Genomic DNA, 24,685 nt, shown 5'->3' on the forward strand with positions numbered 1-24,685 from the left:
ATCCGCCACTGCAACTATCAGTAAAAAGCACCTCGCGCGGAACTGTCATAAATGACAGATCGTTAAGGCTAATCCGAACTAAAAGAGATGCCTTTTATTCGGATTCACCCAAGGGTGAGCTGTGCACAGATACCCACCAATTAATCCTGTCGACTGGATAACCCGTCGGCAGCTGCTAACGTCCATCAGACATGTCCTACAGGCTTGATAGGAAAGAGATTACGCAGTAACGGCCGCCAAGTGCCGAGTAGACCAATGAGACACCAAGGAACCGGCGAATCATGTCGAAGCATCCAGGAGCGCGCACCTTTTTTTTGGCGATCTCTTTAACATCTGTGGTTTGTGTCCAGGCGGACGATTCCGACATGGTCAGCAAAAGCAACAATCCATTGAACCCCGAGCCGGGGATGAACCTGCTGGATTACTACACCCCGAAATACTACGACTCCAACATCCACACCAACGACCTGCTGGTGCGCGGTACGCTGCCGCTTGCGCCCAACGATTTCATTGGCGTCCCGCAATTGCTGCGCGCCACTGCGCCGATCAGCATTCGCCCTGATTCGGGTGGGAGTTACAGCATCGGTGAAGGTGATCTGAATCTGCTCGATATCTTCCTGCTCAAGACCGAGGGCGTGCAGCTGGGCATCGGTCCGCAGATCACTGCGCCGTATGCCGATAAGGACGAGTTCGGCACCGGCAAATGGCAAGCGGGACTGGCGGCCATTGCGATCGAGTCATCGCCCCGTGGCTTGCTCGGCGCGTTGGTGCAATACCAGAGTTCCTTCGCAGGCGACAACGACCGCCCGCATGTCGAATCAGCCACCTTGCAACCGTTTGTCATTCACAACCTGGAGAGAGGTTGGTACCTGCGCTCAACCGCGACCTGGACCTTCGACCTGAAGAATGACACCCATTACATCCCCCTTGGTCTGGGTGCCGGCAAGGTCTGGAAATCAAGGGACAATATCCTCAATGTATTCATCGAGCCGCAGTGGACCGTCGAACACAAGGGTGAAGGCTTGCCGCAATTCACGCTGTTCGCCGGCCTTAATGTCACTTTCGGTCAATAAGGATTTCGCCATGCACATTGCACTTCGCGCAGCCGGTTACAGCCTGATGTCCATGTTCGTCAGTTGTGGGGTTGGCGCCCGGGATTTCAGCGTCGCCCCATCAAGCTTCACCGCCATGGGGGAGGAATCTCGAGGTATTACCAGTGGGGCTTGCTGCCCCCGGACGGTGGATCAGGAGAGTGCAGAGCTCAGAACCGTCGCCAGGTGATACGTGGGGATAGTGGGAATCGGTTTTTTCCGGTGGTTTGTCGGAGAACGATTTTGCGACTGGACCACCGTCTCCGCGAGCAGGCTCGCTCCCACAATTGATCTCCAGTGAGCACAAATTATGTGTGCGACAGAGATCTACTGTAGGAGCGAACTCGCGAAAAGGCCCTTAGCCCCACCGCATCATTTGGATTTCAATTTCAGAAACGACTGATGCAAATCCGAAGCCCAGCCATCGATCACGATTTTCACGTCATCGGCCTTCATCACCTGAGCCTCGTTTTCCAGCGGTTTGCCAGTGCCCTTGCGCACCACCTGGGCCAGCACCTTATTGTTCCCGCCATCCAGGAACACCGCTTCAGTGGCCAGATCGGTCTGCTGATCACGAATCCCGCTCGCGGTGCTGACCGCCGCCGCGACGAGGGCAATCGGAATCACTTCATAAGGCTTCAGCCCTTCGGTCTTGCTGCTGACGGCGGTAATGGCCGCACGCACCACCATCACACCAGGGCCAGGGCCTGCCGCCAAAGGCAGGGATTTGCCAATCTCGCGTTTGAGCGCCTGATCGTAATAACTGGTAATCCCGTTCAAGGTGGTCTGAGGGATTTTCACGGTCGGCTGGGGCTTGGGATACATCTGGGTCGGTTCGACATACACGCTTTTGTATTTGTTGATGTCGAACTTCGGATCCACCCAGCGCATCACTACCGCCCCCGAGGGGGATTTGGCTTCCTTGAGCTGACTGTAATCTTTGAGGAACCCTGAATACTGGTCCGGCTCGACCTTGGAACTGGTGCAGCCCACCACGCCGATCGAGGCAATGCACAGTGTGCTCATCATTAACGCTAGCTTCATGCTGTAACTCCTGTAGGGCGGTGGACAACAGTTTGGGGAACAGGTGTTACAGGTATAGCCAATGCCGTACTTTTTGTTCTGATAAATATCAATATTCATTCGTTACTGCACCCTACGAGGCCGTGTCAGCGATAGCGCCGACACGGCCTCCCCTATCAATCACCAGGACGAACCACTCTTCGCCGCCAACTCCCGCCGATTGTTGGCCCGCATCGCCTTGATCAACGACACCGTGCCCACCAGCAAAATCGCGGCGCCGAACAGGAAGTCGATGTTGTACAGCTGAAAGTCATTCAACGGCCCCACCAACAGCACCCGGATCGCACCGATACTCACCAGCGTCGCCAGAAAATCGATACCCGGCTCGTCGCGATAGAACACGTGCATCAGCGGCAGGCAGATCACCAGCAACAACAGCAGCACGATCACCTTGAACGAGCCTTTGCGCTCGACGCTGAAGGCGCACTCATAGGCCGCGTAAGGTTTGTAATCCTCCTCGCGGACCAGTGAATTCTTCTCATTGATGTACTCGGCGCGGTTGTACTTCTGAATCGGCGTGAAGGTGTTGGACATCTCCATGTGGGTGGTGATGCGCTTGAATTTCAGGTCAATCCGTTCATTGCCCTTGAGGATGTACAGCACCGGCTTGTAGCCGTAGCGATAGCTATCGAACGGAAATGCTGCTGCCCTCCCCTGGACGCCGATGGGCCGGGTTTCAAGCTCGGCGTAGGCGCTCTTGTCGAGTGAGGAGAGATTGCGACTCAGGGGCTTGACCCTGACCTGCTCGAGGAAAATCGGCGTGACGCCGTAAGACCATTGCAGTGGTTCCAGGCGCAGGCGCAATTCGTTGCGGCCCAGGTCATAACGATCGAAGGTACGCTCGGACACGATGACCGCCCCCGAGAGCATGAATTCGCCGCGCACATTGCTGGTGATGCGCAGTGTCAGCCAATCCTTGCCCAGGGCCGCCACGTCACTGGCCGGTGGCGTTCCGCACCAGGCAGCACTGTCGAATGACTCCCCGAGTTGCCCATTGCGGTTTTCCTGAAACAGATAGAAGTAACTGCCCCACAGGGCCGCCATCAGCACCAGTGCGATCAGCCCCAGAATTTTCTTGCCCGCGCTCAAACCAGACTCCTTTCTTTGCTGACTTCCTTGTGAGGCGCGGACTCTATCAAACCGGGATCACCGTCCAAAGCAAAAAGATCGCAGTCTTCGGCAACTCCTACACAGTGCTGTGTCCACCTGCAGGAGCTGCCGAAGGCTACGATCTTTTGATCTTCTCTTATCGCCGTCGAAATAGCGGGCGCGGCTCAATCACCGAGCGCCCATACAGCACGCTCATGCCCGCCAACCCCTTGAGCGCATCTTCGGCGGACTTGTCTTCGCGTACGGCAAAGCTGTCAAAACCGCATTGACGCATGTGGCTGAGCTGATCACGCAATACATCGCCGATCGCGCGCAATTCGCCGGTCCAGCCCAGTCGGGTGCGCAGCAGGTACGCCTGACTGTAGGCGCGTCCGTCGCGGAAACTCGGGAAATCCAGGGCAATCAGCGGCAGTTGCGCAAACCATGGCTTGAGGCACTCCACCTCATCGTCCGGGCCCAACCAGACCCCGCGCTGTTGCGGATCTTCCAGCCAGCGGGAAAGCGGCAGAATCAGCGGACCTGTGGGCAATCCCGCATCGGGGTCCCTGAGCAACGTCCACGGGTCGTCAGGGACAATCCGCGCCTTACCCACCTCCAGCCGCAGCAGATTGTTCATGCCGACACCTCCAGCAGCTTCGGATAAACCGCTTCCTTGAACGGCTCCAGACCGATGCGCTGCAAGGTGTCGACGAACATTTCTTCGCTCTCGCGGTAACGCACGAACGTGGCGATGATTCGTTCGATGACGTCGGGCACTTCGGCGGAGCTGAAGGACGGGCCGATGACTTTGCCCAACGCGCTATTCTTGCCCTGGGCGCCGCCGAGGGTGATCTGGTACCACTCGCTGCCGTTCTTGTCGACGCCGAGAATGCCGATGTTGCCAATGTGGTGATGGCCGCAGGCGTTCATGCATCCGGAAATGTTGAGGCTGATGTCGCCCAGGTCATGCAGGTAGTCCAGGTCTTCGAAGCGCGCCTGGATGCCCTGCGCAATCGGGATCGACTTGGCGTTGGCCAGGGCGCAGAAGTCGCCGCCGGGACAGGCGATGATGTCAGTCAGCAATCCGGCATTGGCGCTGCCGAGGCCATGCTCGCAAGCCAGGCGCCACAGAGCGAACAGGTCCGACTTCGGCACGTCGGGCAGGACGATGTTCTGCTCATGGGCGATGCGGATTTCGCCGAAACCGAACTGCTCGGACCACCCGGCTACGGCGTCCATTTGCTCGCCGGTGACGTCGCCCGGCGGTGCCGCGATGCCCGGCTTGGTCGACAGCACCACACTGGCGTAGCCCGGCACCTTGTGCGGTTGGACGTTGCGCGACACCCAGCGGGCGAAGGTCGGGTTCTCGGCCAGGCATGTGCCGAACTCCAGATCGGTGTTGGACAACGAACGGTAATCCGGTGGTACGAAGGCACTGGCGACACGCTCGTATTCAACGCCGGTCAACTGTGCCGGGCCATCCTTCAAGTGCTGCCACTCCTCCTCCACTTCCCTGGCAAAGGCTTCGATGCCCAGCGCCTTGACCAGAATCTTGATCCGCGCCTTGTACTTGTTGTCGCGCCGGCCGTGGCGGTTATAAACCCGCAGCACCGCCTCGACGTAGGACAGCAAGTGCTGCCACGGCAAGCCTTCGCGAATCTGCAAACCAAGAATGGGCGTGCGCCCCAAACCACCGCCAACGATGACTCGCAGGAGCATTTGTCCGTCGGTGCCGGGGTAAAGATAGAGGCCGATGTCATGCATCATGATTGCCGCGCGGTCCTGCTCGGCCGAGCAGATGGCGATCTTGAACTTGCGCGGCAGGAACAGGAATTCCGGGTTGATGGTCGACCACTGGCGCAGGATTTCCGCCAGGGGGCGCGGGTCGATCAGTTCGTCGGCGGCCACCCCGGCGAAGGCTTCGGTGGTGATGTTGCGCACACAGTTGCCAGAGGTCTGGATGGCATGCATTTCCACCTCGGCCAGGCGCTCGAGAATCTCCGGTACCTGGGCCAGTTCGATCCAGTTGAACTGCATGTTCTGCCGCGTGGTGAAGTGGCCATAGCCGCGATCGTAATCCCGGGCGATGCTCGCCAGTGTGCGCATCTGCCGGGCGCTGAGCGTGCCGTAGGGAATGGCCACGCGCAGCATGTAGGCGTGTTTTTGCATGTACAGGCCGTTCTGCAAGCGCAGCGGCAGGAACTCCTCTTCGCTCAACTCGCCCGCCGTGAAGCGTTCGACCTGATCGCGAAACTGTGCAACCCGCTCGAAGACCAGCGCCCGGTCATAGTCGTCGTACTGATACATGTGGCTACCTCATCAGGATTGATCGGGCTCTGCGGCTCGTTCTCGATGAGGCGACTATGAGGGGCGCCGGGAAAACATTACAGATTCAGAAAGCGGCGAAAAAACCATATCAGCCTTCACATTACAGGGGTCGTTTCAGCATTTCCCCAACGATGTCCAATCGTACGAATCCCCGACCGGGGTTTATTAAACTTCTGGATTCCATCCACCGATACTGTCCACTCTGCCAAGTGCAGGCTCTCGCAACTGATCCGTATAAATTACGCTTTCCTGAATCTGTTTTGTTTTCGATCAGGTTTCTACAGTTCACGGCATGCCAGTCCGGGTGGCCTGGCAAGACTTTGCAACCGTGGAAGCATTGACCATGAGCACAGCGACAATCGGACAGGCCTATAACTACAAGGTCGTCCGCCAATTCATCGTAGCGACCATTGTCTGGGGCGTCGTGGGGATGGCGATGGGGGTGTGGATCGCTTCGCAACTGGTGTGGCCCGAGATGAACCTCGACCTGCCGTGGACCACCTTCGGCCGCTTGCGTCCGCTGCACACCAGCCTGGTGATTTTCGGCTTTGCCGGCAGCGCGCAGTTCGCTGCCAGTTATTACGCGGTGCAGCGTACCTGCCAGGTGCGGCTGTACTCGGACACCCTCGCCGCGTTCACTTTCTGGGGCTGGCAATCAGTGATCGTGGTCATGCTGATCACCCTGCCGTTGGGCTATACCACCACCAAGGAATACGCCGAGATCGAGTTCTCCGGCGCGGTGTGGATGACCGTGGTCTGGGTGGCCTACGCCATCGTGTTTTTCACCACCGTGGTGCAACGCAAGACCCGACACATCTACGTCGGCAACTGGTTCTTTGGCGCGTTCATCGTGGTGATTGCCATGCTGCACGTGGTCAATCACCTGTCGATTCCCGTGGACTGGTTCAAGTCCTATCCGGTGTATTCCGGGGCGACCGATGCGATGGTGCAGTGGTGGTACGGGCACAACGCGGTGGGCTTCTTCCTGACCACCGGGTTCCTCGGAATGATGTATTACTTTGTGCCCAAGCAGGTCGGGCGGCCGGTGTATTCGTATCGTTTGTCCATCGTGCATTTCTGGGCGCTGATCACCCTGTACATCTGGGCCGGCCCGCACCATTTGCACTACACGGCGCTGCCCGACTGGGCGCAGTCGCTCGGCATGGCAATGTCATTGATCCTGCTGGCGCCGAGCTGGGGCGGGATGATCAACGGCATGATGACGCTGTCGGGCGCCTGGCATAAGTTGCGCAGCGACCCGATCCTGCGTTTCCTGGTGCTGTCGCTGGCCTTCTACGGCATGTCCACCTTCGAAGGGCCGATGATGGCGATCAAGACCGTCAACGCCCTCTCCCACTACACCGACTGGACGATCGGCCACGTGCACGCCGGCGCCCTCGGTTGGGTGGCGATGATCACCTTCGGTGCGGTCTACCACATGATTCCGAAAGTCTTCGGCCGCGAGCAGATGTACAGCACGCCGCTGATCAATCTGCATTTCTGGCTGGCGACCATTGGCACCGTGTTGTACATCGCGTCGATGTGGGTCAACGGCATTACCCAGGGACTGATGTGGCGCGCGATCAACGACGACGGCACGCTGACCTACTCCTTCGTCGAGGCGTTGCAGGCCAGCCATCCAGGATTTGTGGTGCGTTTTGCCGGCGGCGTGTTCTTCCTCAGCGGCATGCTGCTGATGGCGTACAACGCCTGGCGCACCGTGCGGGTTTCCGACGCGGCGATGGCAGAACGTGAAGCGCAGATTGCCTGAGGCGAGGAGCTGGAAATGATCGAGATGATACTCAATGGTTTAGGCGTGGCGGGGCTTTGGCTGGCGGTCGAGTACTGCCTGAAGCAGCAGACGGCGCAGAGCCTGGAAGAGGCAAGCCTGATGCCGTTTGCCGATGACCCGGAGGTGGCACGGCGGGTGGAACTGGCGACGGGGAAAGTCGTGAAAGCGGTGGCGCCGGAAGAGCCGAAACCGGGATGGTTAAACCTCGAAATCTGAATCACCACCAGCCAATGTGGGAGCGGGTTTGTGTGGCGAGGGCGCTTGTTTCCGCTCGGCTGCGAAGCAGTCGCAAAGCATCTGGGGCCGCTTCGCGACCCAGCGGGAGCAAGCTCCCTCGCCACAGGGGATCGGGTTTAGCCGCGATCGCGGGGAATCAGGCTCTGCAACTGTTGCGCCAGGAAATTCGCATCGAAGGCAAAGGTGTCCGGGTCTTTCAAGCCATTGGTCTTGCGCCACTGCCAGTTGCTCGAAGGCGGCAGGCACACGAGAGAAATGCTGCCATAGCGCGCGGCGGTCAGGCCCATCACGGCCAGGGAAATCTGCCCGCCCGCGCCCATCACATCCGGTACGAACTCCACCGGTTTGCCGGCGATCACGATGCCGAGTTTCTCGGTCTTGAACGTTGACGTCTCGACCGGAACGCTGGGCCCCGAGGCCACGTAGGCCTCACGGCTCACTTCCAGCAGGTTGGGCGCCTGGACCGGTTCCAGCCATTGCTGGATCTGATCGAACAGCTCGCCAATGCGCGTCGCCCATACGGCTGACTGCGACTCGAACAGTTGTTTTTTGTGCGCTTCGCTGTCTGCGTAGTGGCGAAGCATCTCACCCAGTTGCTGTACATCGTCCATTACGGTGTTCCTTTGGTTGAAGCCGTGCTGCGGACTTTGAGCATGGCAGATGCCGGCGCCGGGCGTACAAGTCAATTGCACAGACGGTCACATCACAGGACACTCGCGGCTCGCATTGGCGCAGTCACTCAACCGTCCTTGGGCGTGCGACGCAGGCGCGCCATGCTCAAGGTGTCCACCAGCCTTCCGTCACGCACCGCGTAGTCACGAAACAGGCCTTCGGTTTCAAAGCCGAACTTGCGGTACAAACCGATGGCCGCTTCGTTGTCGGCGTACACCGCAAGCTCGACCCGTTGCAGGTTCATCCAGTTGTCGGCGATGTCCAGCGCGGTGGCCAGCAGCTTCGAGCCAACGCCCTTGCTCTGCCACCCTGGCAAAACACCCATGCCGAAGCTGCCGGCGTGACTGCGGCGGATCCGCGAAAACTGCTCCAGGCCAATGCTGCCGATCACCAGGCCCTGATGCAGCGCCACCAGTTTGATTTCGCGTTCGTTGTCCGACGCCAGGCGTTTGCGCCAGAGCTCGGTGGATTGAAACGGCATTTGCAGCACTTGCCGGGTAACGGCCGGCTCGTTGTAAAGCGCGGTGATGCCTTCGATGTGGCTTTCGTTGAAGCGTTCGAGGGTGACGACAGCGTCAGTGACGGGCATGGGTGATTCATCCTTGAGACAGACATGGCCGCTCACTCTACAACGCATACTTCAAACATGGCGAGTACCCGATGTGTCAGCCTTCAAACCATTCCCGGCGCTCTTCGAAGGTGTTCTGGATCAGCTCGACGATCATCTGCACCTGCGCTTCGCCCTCGGACTGCGCATTCACCGCCATCCACACCGCACGCTGCATCGGCTGGACGAACAGCCCCGGCAACGCAATGAGACCGCGGTCGAAGCGGCTGATGTAGCCGGGCAGCAAACCGATGCAGGCACTGCAGCGAATCATCTCCAGCAGCAGCTCATAGGAATGCAACTGCACGACACCGGCCAGGCGCTGGTCCACCACGGCATTCCACGGGACGAAACTCTCGACCTGACGGTGAGACTGCCATTGCACCAACAGGAAATCCGCGAGGTCATCGAGGCTGTCCGGACGCGACGCCGTGCGTGAGTATCGCTTGGCGATATGCGGCAGGTAATCAAGCCGCGCCAGGCGCCGGGGCTCGCTGACCGCAAAGCTCGGGCCCGGCGGGGGCGATTCGGTGCCAGCCAGCCACACCACCACATCGGCGCTGACGGCTTGCAGTGCCAGTTCGCTGTCGAGGGTGATGATGTCCAGGCGTACGCTGGCGTTGCGGCGCAACAAGGCCACCAGGTCGCGACCAAGCATGTCGTGCAGGATCGATTCAGCCACTGCCAGGCGCACCAACGGTTGTTCGATCACCGGCAAATCGCGCTCATGAGCCAACGCAATCAACTGCGCCTGAAGCTGCAAGCCTTCACGGCTGAGGGTGACGCCATTGTCGCAATGGCTGAACAGCGAACATTGCAGTTGCGTTTCGAGCAGTGCCAGTTGCTTGCGCAGCAAGGTGACCTTGATGTTGAGACTGCGGGCTGCCTGCATGAAACAGCCGCAGCGGGCACTGACCATGAACGCCCGGGCCAGTGGCGGATCGATCGCCATGGCTTGCGTGCGCCAGGACGCTGTGGTTGCTACCGGCGAACGGTATCCGGCGGGGATTTGGCGCCCTGTGGTTTCCATGAATGACATCGATGACTCCCTGTCGATATGTCCTTTGAAAACTTCATCCTGCGCACCGATGATGAACCTGGTGTGACATCCGCTTCATACGCTGGGTGTTTGGCGAAAACTCACCGCCAGGCGATTCCAGCTGTTGATGGTGGTGACGGCGATCGTCAGGTCGACCATCTCGCTTTCACTGAACTGCTCCCGGGCCAGAGCGTAGACGTCGTCGGGCACATGGCTTTGCGAGAGCAAGGTCACCGCCTCCGTCCAGGCCAGCGCCGCACGTTCCCGTGGGTTGAAGAAGCCACTGTCGCGCCAGACCACGATTGAATACAGGCGCCGGTCGGTCTCGCCGAGCCGTCGCGCATCCACCGAATGCATGTCGGTACAAAAGGCGCAGCCATTGAGCTGGGAGGCGCGGATCTTGATCAGGTGCAGCAGCGCCGGCTCGATGCTCAGGTTACTGGTCAGCGCCTCCATGGCAATCATCGCTTTCATCGTTTTGGGCGACGCGCTGTAGTAATCCAGACGGGAAGTCATGGCGTGCCTCGTGGATCGATTGATGCTTTTTACACTAGGCGCCGATGCACAAGCGTTACAGATCCAATACAGCGAAATCCCGGTGGACCACCCGGCAACAGGCCAATCCTCGGTTTTTCACCCACGCAACTTCTGCGCAGCGGTGCTTGCGGGTAATCTGACGCGACGCACACGCGTCTCAACCGCCCCTAGGAGCCCCGCCGGTATGGAACTTCATGTTGTCATCAACGGCCGCAAGGACCTGGCAGGCCAGTTGTACAACCAACTGCGCAGCGCCATCGAATCCGGCCGTCTGACAGCCGGCACGCAGCTGCCGCCCAGCCGATTGCTGGCCGAGCAGCTGGGCATCTCGCGCAAGACCATTTCCGACACCTACGCGCAACTGACGTATGAAAACTTCCTCACCGGCGTGATCGGCAAAGGCACCTACGTCAATGCCCGGACCGCAAAAGCATTGCCCAAGCAAAGCCATTCGCAATTGGCGAGCGCCGAGGTCATCGAGTCGTGGCGCAACCTGCCCGTGTTTTTGCGCCATCCGACACTGGAAGGCTCGCTGCGCTATGACTTCATCGGAGGAGCCACCAGCAAGGGCCAGTTTCCACAGGACGATTGGCGGCGCTGCACCTCTCATGCCTTGCGCCAGATGACCGGTTCAAAGGGTTTCTACAGCCTGCCCGAAGGTCTTCCGGCGCTGCGCAACGCGATCGCCCGGCACATTGCCTTTTCCCGTGGCGTGAACTGTCAGGACGAAGACGTGGTGGTGTGCAACGGCGCGCAACAGGCGCTGGACCTGATCTCCCGCGTGATGACCCGCCCCGGCAGCATCGTCGCCATGGAAGACCCCGGCTACCCGCCCGCGCGCCTGCTGTTTGGTACCCACGGCGCCACGGTGATCGGCGTGCCGGTCGACGCCGAAGGCCTTCAGGTCGACAAGATCCCCCTCGGTACGCAGCTGATTTATGTCACGCCGTCACATCAGTTTCCGCTGGGCATGCCGATGAGCCAGGCGCGGCGAGTGGCATTGCTGGAGCGCGCCTACGAGCTCGGCGCGATCATCATCGAGGACGATTACGACAGCGAATTCCGCTATGAAGGCCGGCCCACCGACTCCCTGCAAAGCATGGACGAGCGCGGAATCGTCGCCTACGTCGGGACCTTTTCGAAAACCTTGCTGCCGGAGTTGCGCCTCGGTTATGCGATTTTGCCGCCAGCGATTCTTGAAGCGGTGATCCAGGCCAAGCAACTCACCGACCGACATACCTCCACCCTGCCCCAGTGGGCGCTGGCCAAGTTCATCGCCGAAGGCTGCCTGCTCAAGCATATTCGCCGGTGCCATACGATCTACGCCGGGCGTCGCGAGCGAATCCTGACGCGTGTGGCAGGTGACCTGTCCCCTTGGTTCGAAGCCATCCAAAGCACCGCCGGGTTTCACATGGTGCTTATGTGCAAAGTGCCTATCGATATGCCGTTGGTGATCGAACTGGCGAAAAAGGTTGAAGTGGGACTGTATTCCATCGAGGACTTCTACTACCAGCAAGCGCCACGGGCCGGGCTTCTCATGGGCTTTGGCGCCATTGAAACCCTCGACATCGACACCGCCCTGGACCGTCTGCGGGACATTTTGCAGCAAGTCGCCTGACAGATTGGTCTGGGTTTTTATCCGGCGATTGGCTATTGGCGGTCCCAAGGTGCGGGCCTATCCTGCATAAGCGTTATCCCTCAATGAGCAGGATTCGTCCGGCCTGATTCAGGAGTGTGAGCAATGTCCAATGAAGTGATCAATACCGTAAAGGTGCAGGCCGCCGCCGGCCGCTCGGACGAACTGGGCAGGCAACTGCAAAAGATTGTCGAAACCCTGCGTGAACAACCGGGCTGCGAATCCTATATGGTCGACCGCTGCCCGGAAGACAGCAACCGCTGGCACGTCAGCGCCCGCTGGCAATCGGAAGCGGCCATGCAGATGCATTTCAACTGCCCTGAAGTCCAAGGCTTCATCGGTCTGATCGACAGCCGACTGGCCAACGCCGTCGACTTCAACAGCTTTCCTATCGTCTAGAGAGTCAGGTCCCGGCTTACGGTCATTCCTGCAGGGCAATGGGTACCTCTGCAAGAGCAGCCGCAAGCCGGGATCTTCACGTATCAAAGCCCGCAATTGGTCCCCTGTCCTTCTCGCATATTGGCTGTTTGATTGCCGTCACTGCCGGACTAACGTTGTGCCTGACAACTAACCACCGCAGGTGATGAATCATGAGAGTTTTGCGTTTACTTGCTGCCCCGCTCGCCGTCTTCGCCCTGACCGTATCTGCCTCGACATTCGCCCACGACCCCTCGGAAAAAGTCACGATCCTGCAGGACGAAGTCCTCAAGAACGTCCCGGGGAAAAAGGCGCTGATGATCGAGGTCGATTACAAACCCGGCCAATCCTCCATCGCCCACAAACACGAAGGTACCGCCATGGCGTACGTGCTTTCGGGATCGATCGTTTCGCAGGTGAAAGGCGAGCAAGCGAAAACCTTCAAGGCCGGCGAGTATTGGTATGAACCGGCCGGGTCGGAGCATCTGGTCTCGAAAAATGCCAGCGCGACCAAGCCGGCCAAACTCCTGGTATTCATGGTGTTGTCCCCCGACGAGAAAGTGTTGATCCCCTTGGAAAACTGATAGCTGAGCGTACAGCCATAAATAAACAGGCCCGAATCTGACGTTCGGACCTTTTTATTTCTCTACGCAATTAAACGAAACGATTTAAACCAAATAAAAACTATTGGCCACCTGATAAGTGCGGTTATTGGCTATTTCATTAAGTACCGACAGGTTTAGTCTGAAAACACCGCCGACTCGCTCGGCAACTTACACTTGACGACTCAAGTTGTTTCACTGGAGAAACACCCATGAAACTTGCACTTGTCAGTACCTTGACGATCACCGCTGTTTTAACCGGATGTTCAATTCCCACCGCGCCAACCGCCGTTTCTTCACTCGACGGTGTCTTCACCGCCCCCGTCGGCCGCAGCAGCGCCACCCATGTCGCCAGCGGCAGTCATGTATCGCTGGGCATCGTTTACAGCCGCAACACTCAGACCAACCGTGCCTATCTTCAGGACTACCAGGCGAATGCCGGCACCGGTTTCGGCCAGAGTCTGCTGGTGCAACCGATTCATGATGCCTACGTTGCCACCTCCAGGCCCGACATGGCGGTGGATTGGGTCAAGGCATCCTTGCAACGTCAGTTCGGTTCGGTAACCGTGTACCCGGACATGCAAAGCCTCAAGGTCGCGAAACCGGACATGGTGGCGATTGTCGACACCCGCAGCCAATTGATCACCTCGCGCAGTTCCGACGTCGAGGCCGATGTGAGTGCGATTTTTTATGATGCCAACTTTAATTACATCGGGACTGCGCAAGGCCACGATGCCAAAGCATTGAGCCCGGTGTGGGCGGACTATAAACGCAGCGAAGAGATCGTGGCGGATATTAATGAACAGCAAAATGTGCAAGTTCGGGCATTGCAGAAGTTTGACCAGTCGCTCAGCAATTTATTGACCGGGCCGACAGATAAAGTATCGATGATTGATAATAACTCAAGCCGTAAGTTGTATTAAGGCTAACGGCCCCGTCGCGAGCAGGTTCGCTCCCACAATTTGAAATGCATTCCAATGTGGGAGCGAGCCTGCTCGCGATGGGGCCTTATCAAACACCACAAAACCCAAAGCAGAAAAAAAGCCCCGCATCTCTCAATGCGGGGCTTTTTCATTCAGCGACTGATCAGGCCGCAGGCTCCAGTTCTGCACTGACAGTGGCAGTAACAGGCACTACCGCCTGCCCACTCAACGCCAGATCCAGCAGTTCACGGTTGGCCACCGCGTACATGGCGTAATCAGTGCCGCTCGCGGCACGGATTTCCACCAGCATGGCGCGCCAGCGATCGATCATGCCGACGTGCTCTTCCATCCACAGCGCCAGGCGAGTTTCCACGTCCTGAGTGCCGTCGCCCTGTTGCAGGACGGAGATGGTGATCGCACGTTGCTGCCAGTCGACGTCATCGCGGAACGCTTCACGGGCCAGGGCCTGCCAGTTGTTTTCAACCGGCAGAGCGCTGATCTGTTGCAGGTACCAGGTGATGTCCAGCGCGCTGCCCACGGCGAAGTAGGCCTTGGCCACGTCCGCAGGGTTTTGGCCGGTCACGTCGGAGGCCTCGATGATCGGCAGCAGGGTGTACAGGTGCGAAGTGCCAGCCACCATGCGTGCGAGCAACTCCGGCACGCCGGCTTCGACGTACGCCTCGTAGCGGGCCTGCCAGTTCTCGTGGATCTCGCCGCTCAGCAGTTCGTCGAGCTTGAGACCCAACTCTTTCAGATGCGGACCGAAATGCGCGACGTCACGGGCAGCGTTCTGCTCGTTGCGACGGGCACGCAGGAACCAGCGCGTAGCGCGACGGCCCAGGCGCATCAGTTCGTCCATCAGCTCCAGTTGAACGTCAGCGGAAACCTGGTAGTCCAGGGCTTCGATCTGACGGAACCAGTGCGGGAGATGGAAAATGTCACGCACGATCACGTAGGCACCGGCCACGTTCGCCGGGCTCATGCCGGTCGACTCTTTGAGTCGTTGAACGAAGGTGATGCCCATGTGGTTGACCAGATCGTTGGCGATCTGGGTGCTGACGATCTCACGCTTCAGACGGTGACGGCGCATGGCTTCGGAGAACTTGCTCACCAGGCTCGGTGGGAAAGCGGTTTCCATGTCGCGCGTCAGGTAGTCGTCGTCCGGCACACGGGAGTCCAACAACTGCGCCTTGAGGTCGATCTTGCTGTAGGAGATCAGCACCGACAGCTCGGCACGGGTCAGGCCATGGCCTTCCGCAAGACGCTCGTTGATCGCTTCTTCCGACGGCAGGAACTCGATGGCGCGATCCAGCTTGCCGCGGCCTTCCAGATCGTTCATCAGACGCTTGTATTCGGCAATCCGTACGAACGCACGGCGTGCCGCCAGGGACAGGGCCTGAGTCTGCTTGTAGTTGTTGCCCAGCACCAGGTTGCCGACTTCGTCGGTCATGCTCGCCAGCAACTGGTTACGTTGCTTGTCGGTCATGTCACCGGCCTGAACCACTTCGTTCAGCAGGATCTTGATGTTCACTTCGTGGTCGGAGCAGTCCACGCCACCGGCGTTGTCGATGAAGTCGGTGTTGGAACCGCCGCCATTGAGGCCGAATTCGACACGACCCAGCTGGGTCATGCCGAGGTTGCCGCCCTCGCCCACGACTTTGCAGCGCAGCTCGTTACCGTTCACGCGCAGCGCATCGTTGGCCTTGTCGCCGACATCGGCGTGGCTTTCGGTGCTGGCTTTGACGTAGGTGCCGATACCGCCGTTCCACAACAGGTCTACCGGCGCCTTGAGCAAGGCGTTCAGCAGTTCGGTCGGAGTCAGCTTGTCCGCTTGAATGTCGAAGCGCTCTTTCATCTGCGGGGAAATCGCGATGCTTTTCGCGCTACGAGAGAAGATCCCGCCGCCTTCAGACATGATGCTGGTGTCGTAATCCGACCATGCCGAACGCGGCAGATCGAACAGACGCTGACGCTCGGCGAAGCTGTTCGCAGGCTCAGGGTTCGGGTCGATGAAGATGTGCAGGTGGTTGAACGCAGCGACCAGTTGCAGCTTGTCGGACATCAGCAAGCCGTTACCGAACACGTCACCGGCCATGTCGCCGACGCCCACGACCGTGATGCTGTCTTCCTGGACATTGATGCCGCGTTCGCGGAAGTGACGTTGTACGCCCACCCATGCGCCCTTGGCAGTGATGCCCATTTTCTTGTGGTCGTAACCGGCAGAACCGCCGGACGCGAACGCATCACCCAGCCAGAAGCCGTAGTCAATGGCGATGCCGTTGGCGATGTCGGAGAAGGTTGCAGTGCCCTTGTCCGCAGCGACCACCAGGTACGGGTCATCGTCGTCATGACGCACGACGTTGGCCGGCGGAACCAGCGCGCCGTCCTTCAGGTTGTCGGTGATGTCCAACAGGCCCGAAATGAAGATGCGGTAGCAGGCGATGCCCTCGGCCGCGATCTCGTCACGGCTGCCGCCCAGCGGCAGGCGACGCGGCAGGAAGCCGCCCTTCGCGCCCACTGGCACGATGACCGAGTTCTTCACTTGCTGGGCTTTTACCAGGCCCAGGACTTCGGTACGGAAGTCTTCTTCACGGTCGGACCAGCGCAGGCCACCGCGAGCGACGTTGCCGAAGCGCAGGTGCACGCCTTCGACGCGCGGCGAGTAAACGAAGATTTCGAACTTCGGAACCGGCTTCGGCAGTTCTGGAATCTGGTGCGGGTTGAACTTGAAGCTGAAGTAGGACTTGTTGTGCCCGTTTGCATCGGTCTGGTAGAAGTTGGTCCGCAGGGTCGCCTTGATCAGGTCCAGGTAGCGACGCAGGATACGGTCTTCGTTCAACACCTGGACGTCGTCCAGCGCGCTCAGGATCGCGTGTTCCAGGCGTTGCTGCTTGTCTTCCAGATCATCGCTGGTGAGCTTGCGCGCCAGGTAGAAACGGGTCTTGAACAACCGGGTCAGTTCGCGAGCGATGTCAGTGTGGTTGTTCAGGGTACTGGCGATGTAACCCAGGTCGAAGCCCAGACGAATCTGCTTCATGTAGCGGGCGTAGGCACGCAGCAGCGCCACATCACGCCATGGCAGGCCGGCGGTCAGCACCAGACGGTTGAACGCATCGTTCTCGGCATCGCCGCGCACGATGTGGACGAAAGCGTCCTGCAGGGTGTCGTTGAGTTGCTGGATGTCCAGTTCCAGGCCTTCGGCGGCGGTGAACGCGAAGTCGTGAATCCAGAACTCGCGGCCATTGGTGTGACGCAGGCGATACGGGAACTCACCCAGCACGCGCAGGCCGAGGTTTTCCAGGATCGGCAGCACGTCGGACAGTGCCAGCGGGGTATCGGCGTGGTACAGCTTGCAATGCAGCTCGCGCTGGCCGGATACCTGGCCCAGTGGCTGATAGAAGCTCATCACCAACGGGTTTTTTTCGCTCAGGCTCAGCAGGTGCTGCATGTCGACCACGGCCGAATGCGCAGCGAAACGCTCGCGGTAACCGGCCGGGAAGCCTTTCGGGAAATCCGCCAGCACGTTGGTACCGTGTGCTTCGCCGAAGCTTTCCACGACCAGGCTGGCGTAGTCGTCCTGCCAGCTGCGGCAGGCTTGTACCACTTCTTTTTCCAGCAGGACCGGGTCGATGTCCAGACGGTTTTTCGGATCGACGCGCAGAATCAGTTGCACGCGGGCCAGCACGGACTCGGAGAAGAATGTCCAGAACTCACAGTCCGAGGCTTTCAGGCGATCCATCAGCACTTGCTGGATCTTCTGGCGCACTTCGGTGGAGTAGATGTCACGCGGCACGTAGGCCAGGCAGTAGCAGAAACGACCGTACGGGTCTTTGCGCAGGAACACGCGGATCTTGTTCCGTTCCTGGATCTGCACGATCGACATCACAGTGCTGAACAGCTCGTCGACCGGGGTCTGGAACAGGTCATCACGGGGCAGCACTTCAACCACCTGCGCCAGTTCCTTGCCCAGATGAGCCTTGGCCTGGAAGCCGGAGCGGCGTTCGATCTCTTCGACCTTGCGACGGATGTACGGGATGACCCGCACGCTCTCGCCATACACCGACGAGGTGTACAGGCCCATGAAACGGCATTCCTTGATGACCTTGCCGTCGGCGTCGATCTCGCGGATCGATACGTAATCCGGGTAAGCCGGACGGTGCACGCGGCTTGGGTGTGCAGCCTTGGCGAACGACAGCAGGGTCGGTTCGCGCAGGTAGTTCACGGCGTAGTCTTCGATGCGCAGGTCATCGTAGGTCAGGCCGGTGCGCAGCAGTTTGGTCAGGCCGAGGAAGGAATCCTGGTCGTAGACGATGTGGCCGCCGTCGGCTTCATCACGCACCACGAATTCTTCATAGCCCAGGAACGTGAAGTGGTTGCCCACCAGCCATTCCAGGAAGCTTTTGATTTCGGCTTTTTCTTCAGCGTCGACAGCGAACTGGCTGTTGTCCAGGCCGGTCAGGATTTCCTGGACCTTGGCTTTCATCGGCTCGAAATCGGCGACCGCGACGCGGACTTCACCGAGAACCTGCTCCAGCTCTTTGCTCAGGACGTTCAGTTCGGCCGTGTTCGCGCAACGGTCGATTTCCAGGTACATCAGGGATTCTTGCAGGATCCCTTCGCCCTGGGTGCCTTTCGGCAGGATTTCCAGCAATTCGCCCTTGCTGTCGCGACGCACGCTCAGCACTGTGGTTTGCAAGGTATGAATGCTGTAGCCGCGACGGTTCAGCTCGGTACGCACCGAGTCCACCAGGAATGGCAGGTCGTGGTGCAACACTTCGACCGCGGTATGGGTCGACTGCCAGCCGTGGCGTTCGTAATCAGGGTTGTAGACGCGAACCTGTGGTTGCGCGTGATCGAAGCGCTCAAGCAGGCGCCACGCAGAAAGGGTACAGCCAGCGAGGTCGGACAGCCGACGCTGGGTCAACTCGTCCAGGGAAATGATGCCGAAGAATTGTTCAGCGAACAGCGCCACTTGTGGCAGTGCCTGTTCACTGATGTGCTGCGCCAGTGCCGCTTGCAGTTGGTGCTGGAAGTCGGCTTTGCTGGCTGCGGTGAAGAACGCCATCTGTGGTACTCCGCTTGGGCTTGTTATTGATGGAAGCGTCGCGTGCAAAACCCCTTTCGGGGCGATCCGTCACCCTGTTCCTGATTCTCGGGCAGAGGAAACAGGGTGACAGGTGGGTGAAGCTGGACGAGACACTCAGGTCACATTCACCTTCCATGAATGGGCATCTGCAAAAACGACTCTGCGATCAATTGCACAATGTCTTTACAGGTATCCATTCGATGCGCAGCTTAACCAGAGCGGCAAGGCCTGTGCTTGCGGTGCTGCGACATATTCGGTCATCGGTACGTAGCTCGCGCACTAGTCATCGAACAACGCTAGCAGTCGCCGGTGAAAACGTTGTTTTAAATGCTACTTTCACGTCATATGTGCATCATAAGTGACCGATAGTCCATATTCCGTTCTCAAAACACCCTCTAGCCAGCCGGCAGGACCCTGTTTGCGATACTGCGGCACATTCGGACATCGGTACGTATGCGACTGAAAAGTATCGACCTTTCTCCGAGTCGAACCGCTGTACACCACAAAAAATCGGTCTTCTCTAATCGAACAGCGAAGATATTCAAAGTCCCCATCCTTTTTCTCACTTTTTTCAGAACTTGCTTACCGCCTCCTCCCGTTGTCGGTGTAGATCGATGATGTGCGAATAAAGGCGCACCTCTGAGAAACACATTGCATATGTATTGATACCAATTATCACACCAATAAATCATGGAATTTACCTACGTTTTTTTGGGAAAAGACCTACACGATTTTTGATCGCTTTTTTTAAATTTTTCAAGACATTATGTGCTTCAAGTTATTTAATTTCCTCGAGTGTCCAAGATGCCGACGAAAACAGTTAGCTTACCGCCCCAATTCAATGACGCGAAGACACTTGACGCCGTCTTTGCGAGAGTTTCTCAAAAATATCCTCACCGCATAGCCGTTTCCTATGGCCAGACACAATTGACCTATCGGGAGTTGAACGAGCGCGCGGAAAAGCTGGCGACATCCTTACTCAATATCGGCGTTAAGCGTGATCAGTTAATCGGACTGTGCCTTGAATGCACATGTGACTTAATCATTGGTGTCTTGGGGATATTAAAAGCTGGTGGTGCTTACGTTCCGCTCGATCCAGCGTTTCCGCAGGAGCGACGCAAGCAAATCACTCAATTAAGCACAATGGACATCGTCGTCGCCGATGCCTCGACCGCTACACACTTTGAAGACCTGACCGTCGTCGACATCGCTGCCGATGTTTCCGTGCCGAACTTTCTCATTGAGAGAGAGTTCGGCGACGATGAGACTAGTCTGGCCTACGTCATTTTTACCTCGGGATCGTCGGGGCAGCCAAAAGGCGTGATGGTCGAACATCGAAATATCGTGCACCTTTTCACCGCGACACACGAAACATTCGGGTTTAACGCAAACGACATATGGTGCAAGTTTCATTCAGTAGCCTTTGATTTCTCTGTTTGGGAAATTTGGGGTGCGCTACTGTTCGGTGGGCGCCTAGTCCTGGTGTCAAACCACACCGCTCGTGATCCACAAGACTTTCATGACTTACTGACACGCGAGAAAGTCACTGTACTCAATCAGACACCCTCTTCGTTCCGAAACCTTATTGCCATTGACACGACAAGACCATGCGATGAACTGTCGCTACGCTACGTTATCCTTGGTGGAGAGCGCTTGGACGCGCAGACACTAACACCATGGATAGCACGACACGGCCTTGACAACCCCCGCCTTATCAATATGTACGGAATAACGGAAACGACCGTGCACGCAACATGGAAGTTCCTTGAACCCGGCGACCTTATGGCGCGAGAGTTCAGTCCAATTGGCACGCCCATCCCAGGTATGAAAATTGAAATAGCAGACATAAACGGTCAGACCGTACCACATGGACAACATGGGCTGATCTATGTACACGGCGCAGGTCTCACACGTGGTTACCTTGGGCGTTCCGATCTCACTGATGAGCGTTTCAAATATCGTACCGATCATTTGGGCATTTCTGGGATTTGGTACAACTCCGGCGATGTCGGGGTAAAAATTGGAATTGATGCTTACGCATATATAAGCCGAGCCGACCGCCAACTCAATGTTCGCGGTTATCGTATCGAGCCAATTGAGATAGAGACCTACCTTTTACGCGATGCGGAAGTTCAAGATGCGAGGATCATTGCAGTAGATTTCGGGGAGGGCGACCCAAGACTTGTGGCCTACATTATTCCTAGTGCCGCTTCAGAAAATTGCAACCACGAAATGCTACTTACCAAACTACGCGCAGCGGCGATAAAAGAGTTTCCGAGCTATATGGTGCCGTCGCGCTATATAACCATAGACCGCATTCCTACTACCCTTAACGGAAAACAAGACAACGAAGCCCTCATATCCCTCGCCCGAGGAGACTTTGCACGCCCAACTGAATCCGAAAGCCCGCAAAGCAGTAAGTCCATAGAGCAAGAGCTATATTCCATTTGGACAAATGTTCTTGGGCTTGACTACATTGACCCTCATGCTGAGTTTTTTGATCTCGGCGGAACTTCGTTCTCGCTAATCATCATGCTCCAACGCGTTAATCTCAAGTTCAAGACAGACCTACGAATAGATATTTTCAGCAAAGGTGCGACCCTCTCGACATTAATCGAGACACTCACTGAACAACAAGAGAGATAGACCCATGACCGATCTCATTAAAACACCTGAGAACCATTTTTACCTTTCGCCTGAAGAAGTTGAGCAATTCCATCGTCAAGGCTATATAGGTCCGTTCACGCTTTATTCGCCAGATGAAATGAAGATCCTCTGGCGGCAAACGCGACTTCAGGCACTGGATCGCAGTCACGCCGCCTATCAATCAACTGCAGCAGTATCAGGTAACACCAACATCTCAAACTACGATCGCCACCTCGATATTGACTTCCTAGCTGAACACATATGTCGACGTGAGATCGTTGATCGTGTGTCAAGCATTCTGGGTCCAGACGTTATTTGCTGGCGCACGGAGTTTTTTCCTAAACATTCTGGTGAAGAAGGTACTGACTGGCATCAAGCCGACACCTTCGCCAATGCGTCCGGTACACCGCAAATCGTTTGGCCCGAGGATTCAAAATTCGGAGGCACGATTACTGTCTGGAGTGCCTTCACCGAAGCGACAACCGATAACGGGTGCCTCCAGTTCATCCCCGGCACTCACAAGACTATGTTCTATGACGAAACCAAGCGAATGCATTACTGCGATGAGCAAACCAACTCGATAGAAAAAAACGGCATAATGCGCGGTTTTTTTGGCTACGACTATCGGGAGCTGCAGATTGATCCGAACTGGGCACCAAATGAAAACGACGCCACCTCCATAACAATGGAGGCCGGGCAATTCATCATATTCTGGTCAACCCTCATGCATGCCTCGCATCCACACTCCGGGAAGACCAGGGAAATGCGCATGGGTTATGCAACGCGTTACGTGCCGTCATCCGTACAGGTTTATCCTGATACAAATGTGGTTGAAGAATACGGTGGCAGCGTGAGCCTCGAAAAGTACGGAAGTGTTGTGGTATGCGGCATGAACAAATGCCCGAGCAATCGAATAGTGACTCATACAACACGCGGCAGGAAGTTCTAATACCAACTGAGATCTTCAGATGCTTATTAAACCTATTGATCCCGCAGACAGCTCGCAGCTTTTACAGCTCGCCGAGGTATTGGCTCACTGCCAACCATTGCTCGCGGCAAGCAGCACGACGCTCAGAATTTTTCCTGTCATAAACACTGCCGGAGATCCGTCCTTCTTTCGTGCAGAAGATTCTGGGCGCTGTAACGAGATCTTGCGCGCGATTGGCCTGCACTATTCTCTCTTCGTTCCACACTTCGTATGGCCTACGCCCCTGAATGCATCAAGTTTGGAAACTGCGCTTAGCAACTTTTTGCTCGCAAACCTAATCGACTGGAAGAAGCTCGCAGACATTGAAAAAGCGAATGCATTGGACGCCGCGTTTAGCACGACCGCATTACCAGAGCAAAGCCGACGAAGAACATTATCTCCGAACGACTTACCACCTTTAGCTACGTTCACCTTAGGCGCACCCACTAACGAAGCGATTATTTTCATACTCCCCTGCGGTATGCCTTCAATATTTTTTCTCTCATGGATGAAGGCGCTTAGCCAAAACCACTTTGTCATTACGTTTGAGAGCCCCTATCTCTTCGGTGATTGGCGCTCACTTGCAGAACCCGCCTGCGAGATCACGACCGAAATAGGACACATCCAGTCAATCATGTCGGGTTATAACATCAAACGCGCTCACCTTATTGGAATCTGCGGCGGCGCACCGATTGCTATCGCCGCAGCGGCTGTATGCACCAATAGCATCGCCTCTATATTCGTTCTTCACGGCGACTTGAACTTCGGTCCTGAGACGCCCCGCACACCATTCCAGCGTCAATTTCAGAGCCTATTGTCGGAGGCTTCGACCAGTCTCAAGCGTGCGAGAGAGGTGCACTCTCTCTTCATGGATCCGGCTATGTTGTTCAGTGTCCCACCAGCGTTGGCGCCCTTCATTCTCTATCCCTATGCGGACGTTGAACTATTTCATCGCTATGCAAAGATCAACTTCGCGCTAATGGCATATGACGCAACGGCCGCTGCACAACAACTAGAGTTGCCAATGCTGATTGTCATCAACGGCAATGATCGCATGACACATCCAGACGCGTCCCTCATGTTGCACCATATCGTAAATGGCAGTCGTTTGCAGGAGCGCGAGGTTCGCAGTCACCACGACGCGCTGCTTATAAACGCTGACATGCTCGCTGCAATTACCACGTTTGTTGGGGAGGCTCAATGATACGCCCTGTTGCAGTCGTCACGAACGCCACCAAATACGCAGGACCGGGCGCGGTCACCGCTCTCCTTGCTGCAGGCTACGTCGTGGTTTGCCATGATGAAAGCTTCCCCGACGAGAATTTGCGCAACAGCTTCCAAACAAAAAACACAGGCGCATCAGCCTATCCGAACAAGACCTCTAGCGCCCTCATTGCGTATGTCGCCAAAGAGTTCGGCCGCATTGATCTACTCGTTAGCAACGACATCTTCCCCTTACAACACGTACCGCTCGAAGCTGGGGAGGCTTGCGACATGCGCAGGGCATGCGAGGCTTTACTCATCACTCCGTTCGCCCTCTTGGCGAGAGCGGCTACCGAAATGAAGCGGCACGGCAAAGGCTACATAGTTCTGGTTACATCCGCCGCGCCGTCAAAGCCTGAGCCTGGATTCTCCACGTACAACTCAGCCAGAGCCGGTGCTTCGGCCCTTGCCCAATCAGCAGCACGTGAGCTGGCACCCTACGGGATCACTGTTAATGCAATCGCTCCGAACTTCCTGGAAAGCGAAACCTATTATCCGGCAGAGCTGTGGGAGACGGAACTTGGATGGAAGAAACTGCACAAGCTGCTCCCACTAGGTAGGCTCGGCAAGGCGAGCGAGATTGGCGCACTAATAACATTTCTGGCAAGCGGTTCGGCGGACTTCATCACGGGCGAGGTAATCAAACTCGCAGGGGGTTGGCCGTGACTCT

Annotated in this window: 20 protein-coding genes; 11 read left to right on the plus strand and 9 right to left on the minus strand. The window is 57.3% G+C overall.

From position 1 onward, the window contains the following. Window positions 1–281 precede the first annotated feature (281 nt). Window positions 282–1,073: a hypothetical protein gene (locus tag ACM6I5_RS29205; RefSeq protein WP_017338480.1), complete on the plus strand. Its 792-nt coding sequence runs from the start codon at window positions 282–284 to the stop codon at window positions 1,071–1,073. A 390-nt stretch (window positions 1,074–1,463) separates the two neighbouring features. On the opposite strand, the gene ACM6I5_RS29210 is transcribed toward ACM6I5_RS29205, so the two are convergent. From ACM6I5_RS29210 to ACM6I5_RS29225, 4 genes are all read right to left on the minus strand, one after another. Next, window positions 1,464–2,135: a DUF3313 domain-containing protein gene (locus tag ACM6I5_RS29210; RefSeq protein WP_017338478.1), complete on the minus strand. Its 672-nt coding sequence runs from the start codon at window positions 2,133–2,135 to the stop codon at window positions 1,464–1,466. A 159-nt stretch (window positions 2,136–2,294) separates the two neighbouring features. Beyond that, window positions 2,295–3,263, minus strand: coding sequence for a hypothetical protein (locus tag ACM6I5_RS29215; protein WP_414885177.1), 969 nt, complete (start codon window positions 3,261–3,263; stop codon window positions 2,295–2,297). 157 nt (window positions 3,264–3,420) lie between these two features. Continuing rightward, window positions 3,421–3,900, minus strand: a complete 480-nt coding sequence (locus tag ACM6I5_RS29220) for a DUF934 domain-containing protein (RefSeq protein ID WP_414885178.1) — start codon at window positions 3,898–3,900, stop codon at window positions 3,421–3,423. After that, entirely contained in the window at window positions 3,897–5,570 is a 1,674-nt protein-coding gene (locus ACM6I5_RS29225) for a nitrite/sulfite reductase (protein WP_414885179.1), read from the minus strand. The genes ACM6I5_RS29220 and ACM6I5_RS29225 overlap by 4 nt, the downstream gene beginning before the upstream one ends. Window positions 5,571–5,934: 364 nt before the next feature. Here ACM6I5_RS29225 and ccoN point away from each other — a divergent pair, with 364 nt between their 5' ends. Together ccoN and ACM6I5_RS29235 are read left to right on the plus strand one after the other, a co-directional pair. Then, window positions 5,935–7,362 carry a cytochrome-c oxidase, cbb3-type subunit I gene (gene ccoN, locus ACM6I5_RS29230; protein WP_017338474.1) on the plus strand — a complete coding sequence of 476 codons (1,428 nt, stop codon included), beginning with the start codon at window positions 5,935–5,937 and terminating at the stop codon, window positions 7,360–7,362. Between the two features lie 15 nt (window positions 7,363–7,377). Then, window positions 7,378–7,599, plus strand: coding sequence for a hypothetical protein (locus tag ACM6I5_RS29235; RefSeq protein ID WP_017338473.1), 222 nt, complete (start codon window positions 7,378–7,380; stop codon window positions 7,597–7,599). A gap of 137 nt (window positions 7,600–7,736) precedes the next feature. Here the strand turns inward: ACM6I5_RS29235 and ACM6I5_RS29240 are convergent, their stop codons facing one another. The 4 genes from ACM6I5_RS29240 to ACM6I5_RS29255 all read right to left on the minus strand — a co-directional run bounded on the left by ACM6I5_RS29240 (window position 7,737) and on the right by ACM6I5_RS29255 (window position 10,454). Then, window positions 7,737–8,231: a hypothetical protein gene (locus tag ACM6I5_RS29240; protein ID WP_017338472.1), complete on the minus strand. Its 495-nt coding sequence runs from the start codon at window positions 8,229–8,231 to the stop codon at window positions 7,737–7,739. A gap of 128 nt (window positions 8,232–8,359) precedes the next feature. Further along, complete coding sequence (locus ACM6I5_RS29245; protein ID WP_017338471.1) at window positions 8,360–8,881, minus strand: GNAT family N-acetyltransferase; 522 nt, start codon at window positions 8,879–8,881, stop codon at window positions 8,360–8,362. A 76-nt stretch (window positions 8,882–8,957) separates the two neighbouring features. Next, window positions 8,958–9,938: a LysR substrate-binding domain-containing protein gene (locus ACM6I5_RS29250; protein WP_414885180.1), complete on the minus strand. Its 981-nt coding sequence runs from the start codon at window positions 9,936–9,938 to the stop codon at window positions 8,958–8,960. A 75-nt stretch (window positions 9,939–10,013) separates the two neighbouring features. Then, window positions 10,014–10,454 carry a carboxymuconolactone decarboxylase family protein gene (locus ACM6I5_RS29255; protein ID WP_414885181.1) on the minus strand — a complete coding sequence of 147 codons (441 nt, stop codon included), beginning with the start codon at window positions 10,452–10,454 and terminating at the stop codon, window positions 10,014–10,016. A 205-nt stretch (window positions 10,455–10,659) separates the two neighbouring features. Between ACM6I5_RS29255 and ACM6I5_RS29260 the strand changes: the two genes are divergently transcribed. The 4 genes from ACM6I5_RS29260 to ACM6I5_RS29275 all read left to right on the plus strand — a co-directional run bounded on the left by ACM6I5_RS29260 (window position 10,660) and on the right by ACM6I5_RS29275 (window position 14,053). Then, on the plus strand, window positions 10,660–12,093 hold the full coding sequence (locus ACM6I5_RS29260) for a PLP-dependent aminotransferase family protein (protein WP_414885182.1): 1,434 nt from the start codon (window positions 10,660–10,662) through the stop codon (window positions 12,091–12,093). A gap of 123 nt (window positions 12,094–12,216) precedes the next feature. Next, window positions 12,217–12,510 carry a putative quinol monooxygenase gene (locus tag ACM6I5_RS29265; protein WP_414878247.1) on the plus strand — a complete coding sequence of 98 codons (294 nt, stop codon included), beginning with the start codon at window positions 12,217–12,219 and terminating at the stop codon, window positions 12,508–12,510. A gap of 191 nt (window positions 12,511–12,701) precedes the next feature. After that, complete coding sequence (locus ACM6I5_RS29270) at window positions 12,702–13,112, plus strand: cupin domain-containing protein (protein WP_414878248.1); 411 nt, start codon at window positions 12,702–12,704, stop codon at window positions 13,110–13,112. Window positions 13,113–13,342: 230 nt separating this feature from the next. After that, window positions 13,343–14,053, plus strand: coding sequence for an ATPase (locus tag ACM6I5_RS29275; RefSeq protein ID WP_414885183.1), 711 nt, complete (start codon window positions 13,343–13,345; stop codon window positions 14,051–14,053). Window positions 14,054–14,216: 163 nt separating this feature from the next. Here ACM6I5_RS29275 and ACM6I5_RS29280 read toward each other — a convergent pair whose 3' ends face one another. Next, window positions 14,217–19,118, minus strand: coding sequence for an NAD-glutamate dehydrogenase (locus ACM6I5_RS29280; RefSeq protein ID WP_414885184.1), 4,902 nt, complete (start codon window positions 19,116–19,118; stop codon window positions 14,217–14,219). An 825-nt stretch (window positions 19,119–19,943) separates the two neighbouring features. On the opposite strand from ACM6I5_RS29280, the gene ACM6I5_RS29285 reads away from it, so the two are divergent. From ACM6I5_RS29285 to ACM6I5_RS29300, 4 genes are read left to right on the plus strand one after another with little or no spacing between them, the layout of a single operon-like run. Beyond that, window positions 19,944–21,785, plus strand: a complete 1,842-nt coding sequence (locus ACM6I5_RS29285) for an amino acid adenylation domain-containing protein (RefSeq protein WP_414885185.1) — start codon at window positions 19,944–19,946, stop codon at window positions 21,783–21,785. 4 nt (window positions 21,786–21,789) lie between these two features. Continuing rightward, window positions 21,790–22,734: a chlorinating enzyme gene (locus ACM6I5_RS29290; protein WP_414885186.1), complete on the plus strand. Its 945-nt coding sequence runs from the start codon at window positions 21,790–21,792 to the stop codon at window positions 22,732–22,734. Window positions 22,735–22,753: 19 nt separating this feature from the next. Next, entirely contained in the window at window positions 22,754–23,956 is a 1,203-nt protein-coding gene (locus ACM6I5_RS29295; protein ID WP_414885187.1) for a hypothetical protein, read from the plus strand. Continuing rightward, window positions 23,953–24,681: an SDR family oxidoreductase gene (locus ACM6I5_RS29300; protein ID WP_414885188.1), complete on the plus strand. Its 729-nt coding sequence runs from the start codon at window positions 23,953–23,955 to the stop codon at window positions 24,679–24,681. Before ACM6I5_RS29295 ends, ACM6I5_RS29300 begins: the two co-directional genes overlap by 4 nt. Window positions 24,682–24,685 lie beyond the last annotated feature (4 nt).

Origin of the sequence: Pseudomonas sp. IT-P171 (assembly GCF_949767765.1) — a bacterium.
Taxonomy (GTDB): Bacteria; Pseudomonadota; Gammaproteobacteria; order Pseudomonadales; family Pseudomonadaceae; genus Aquipseudomonas; species Aquipseudomonas fluorescens_B.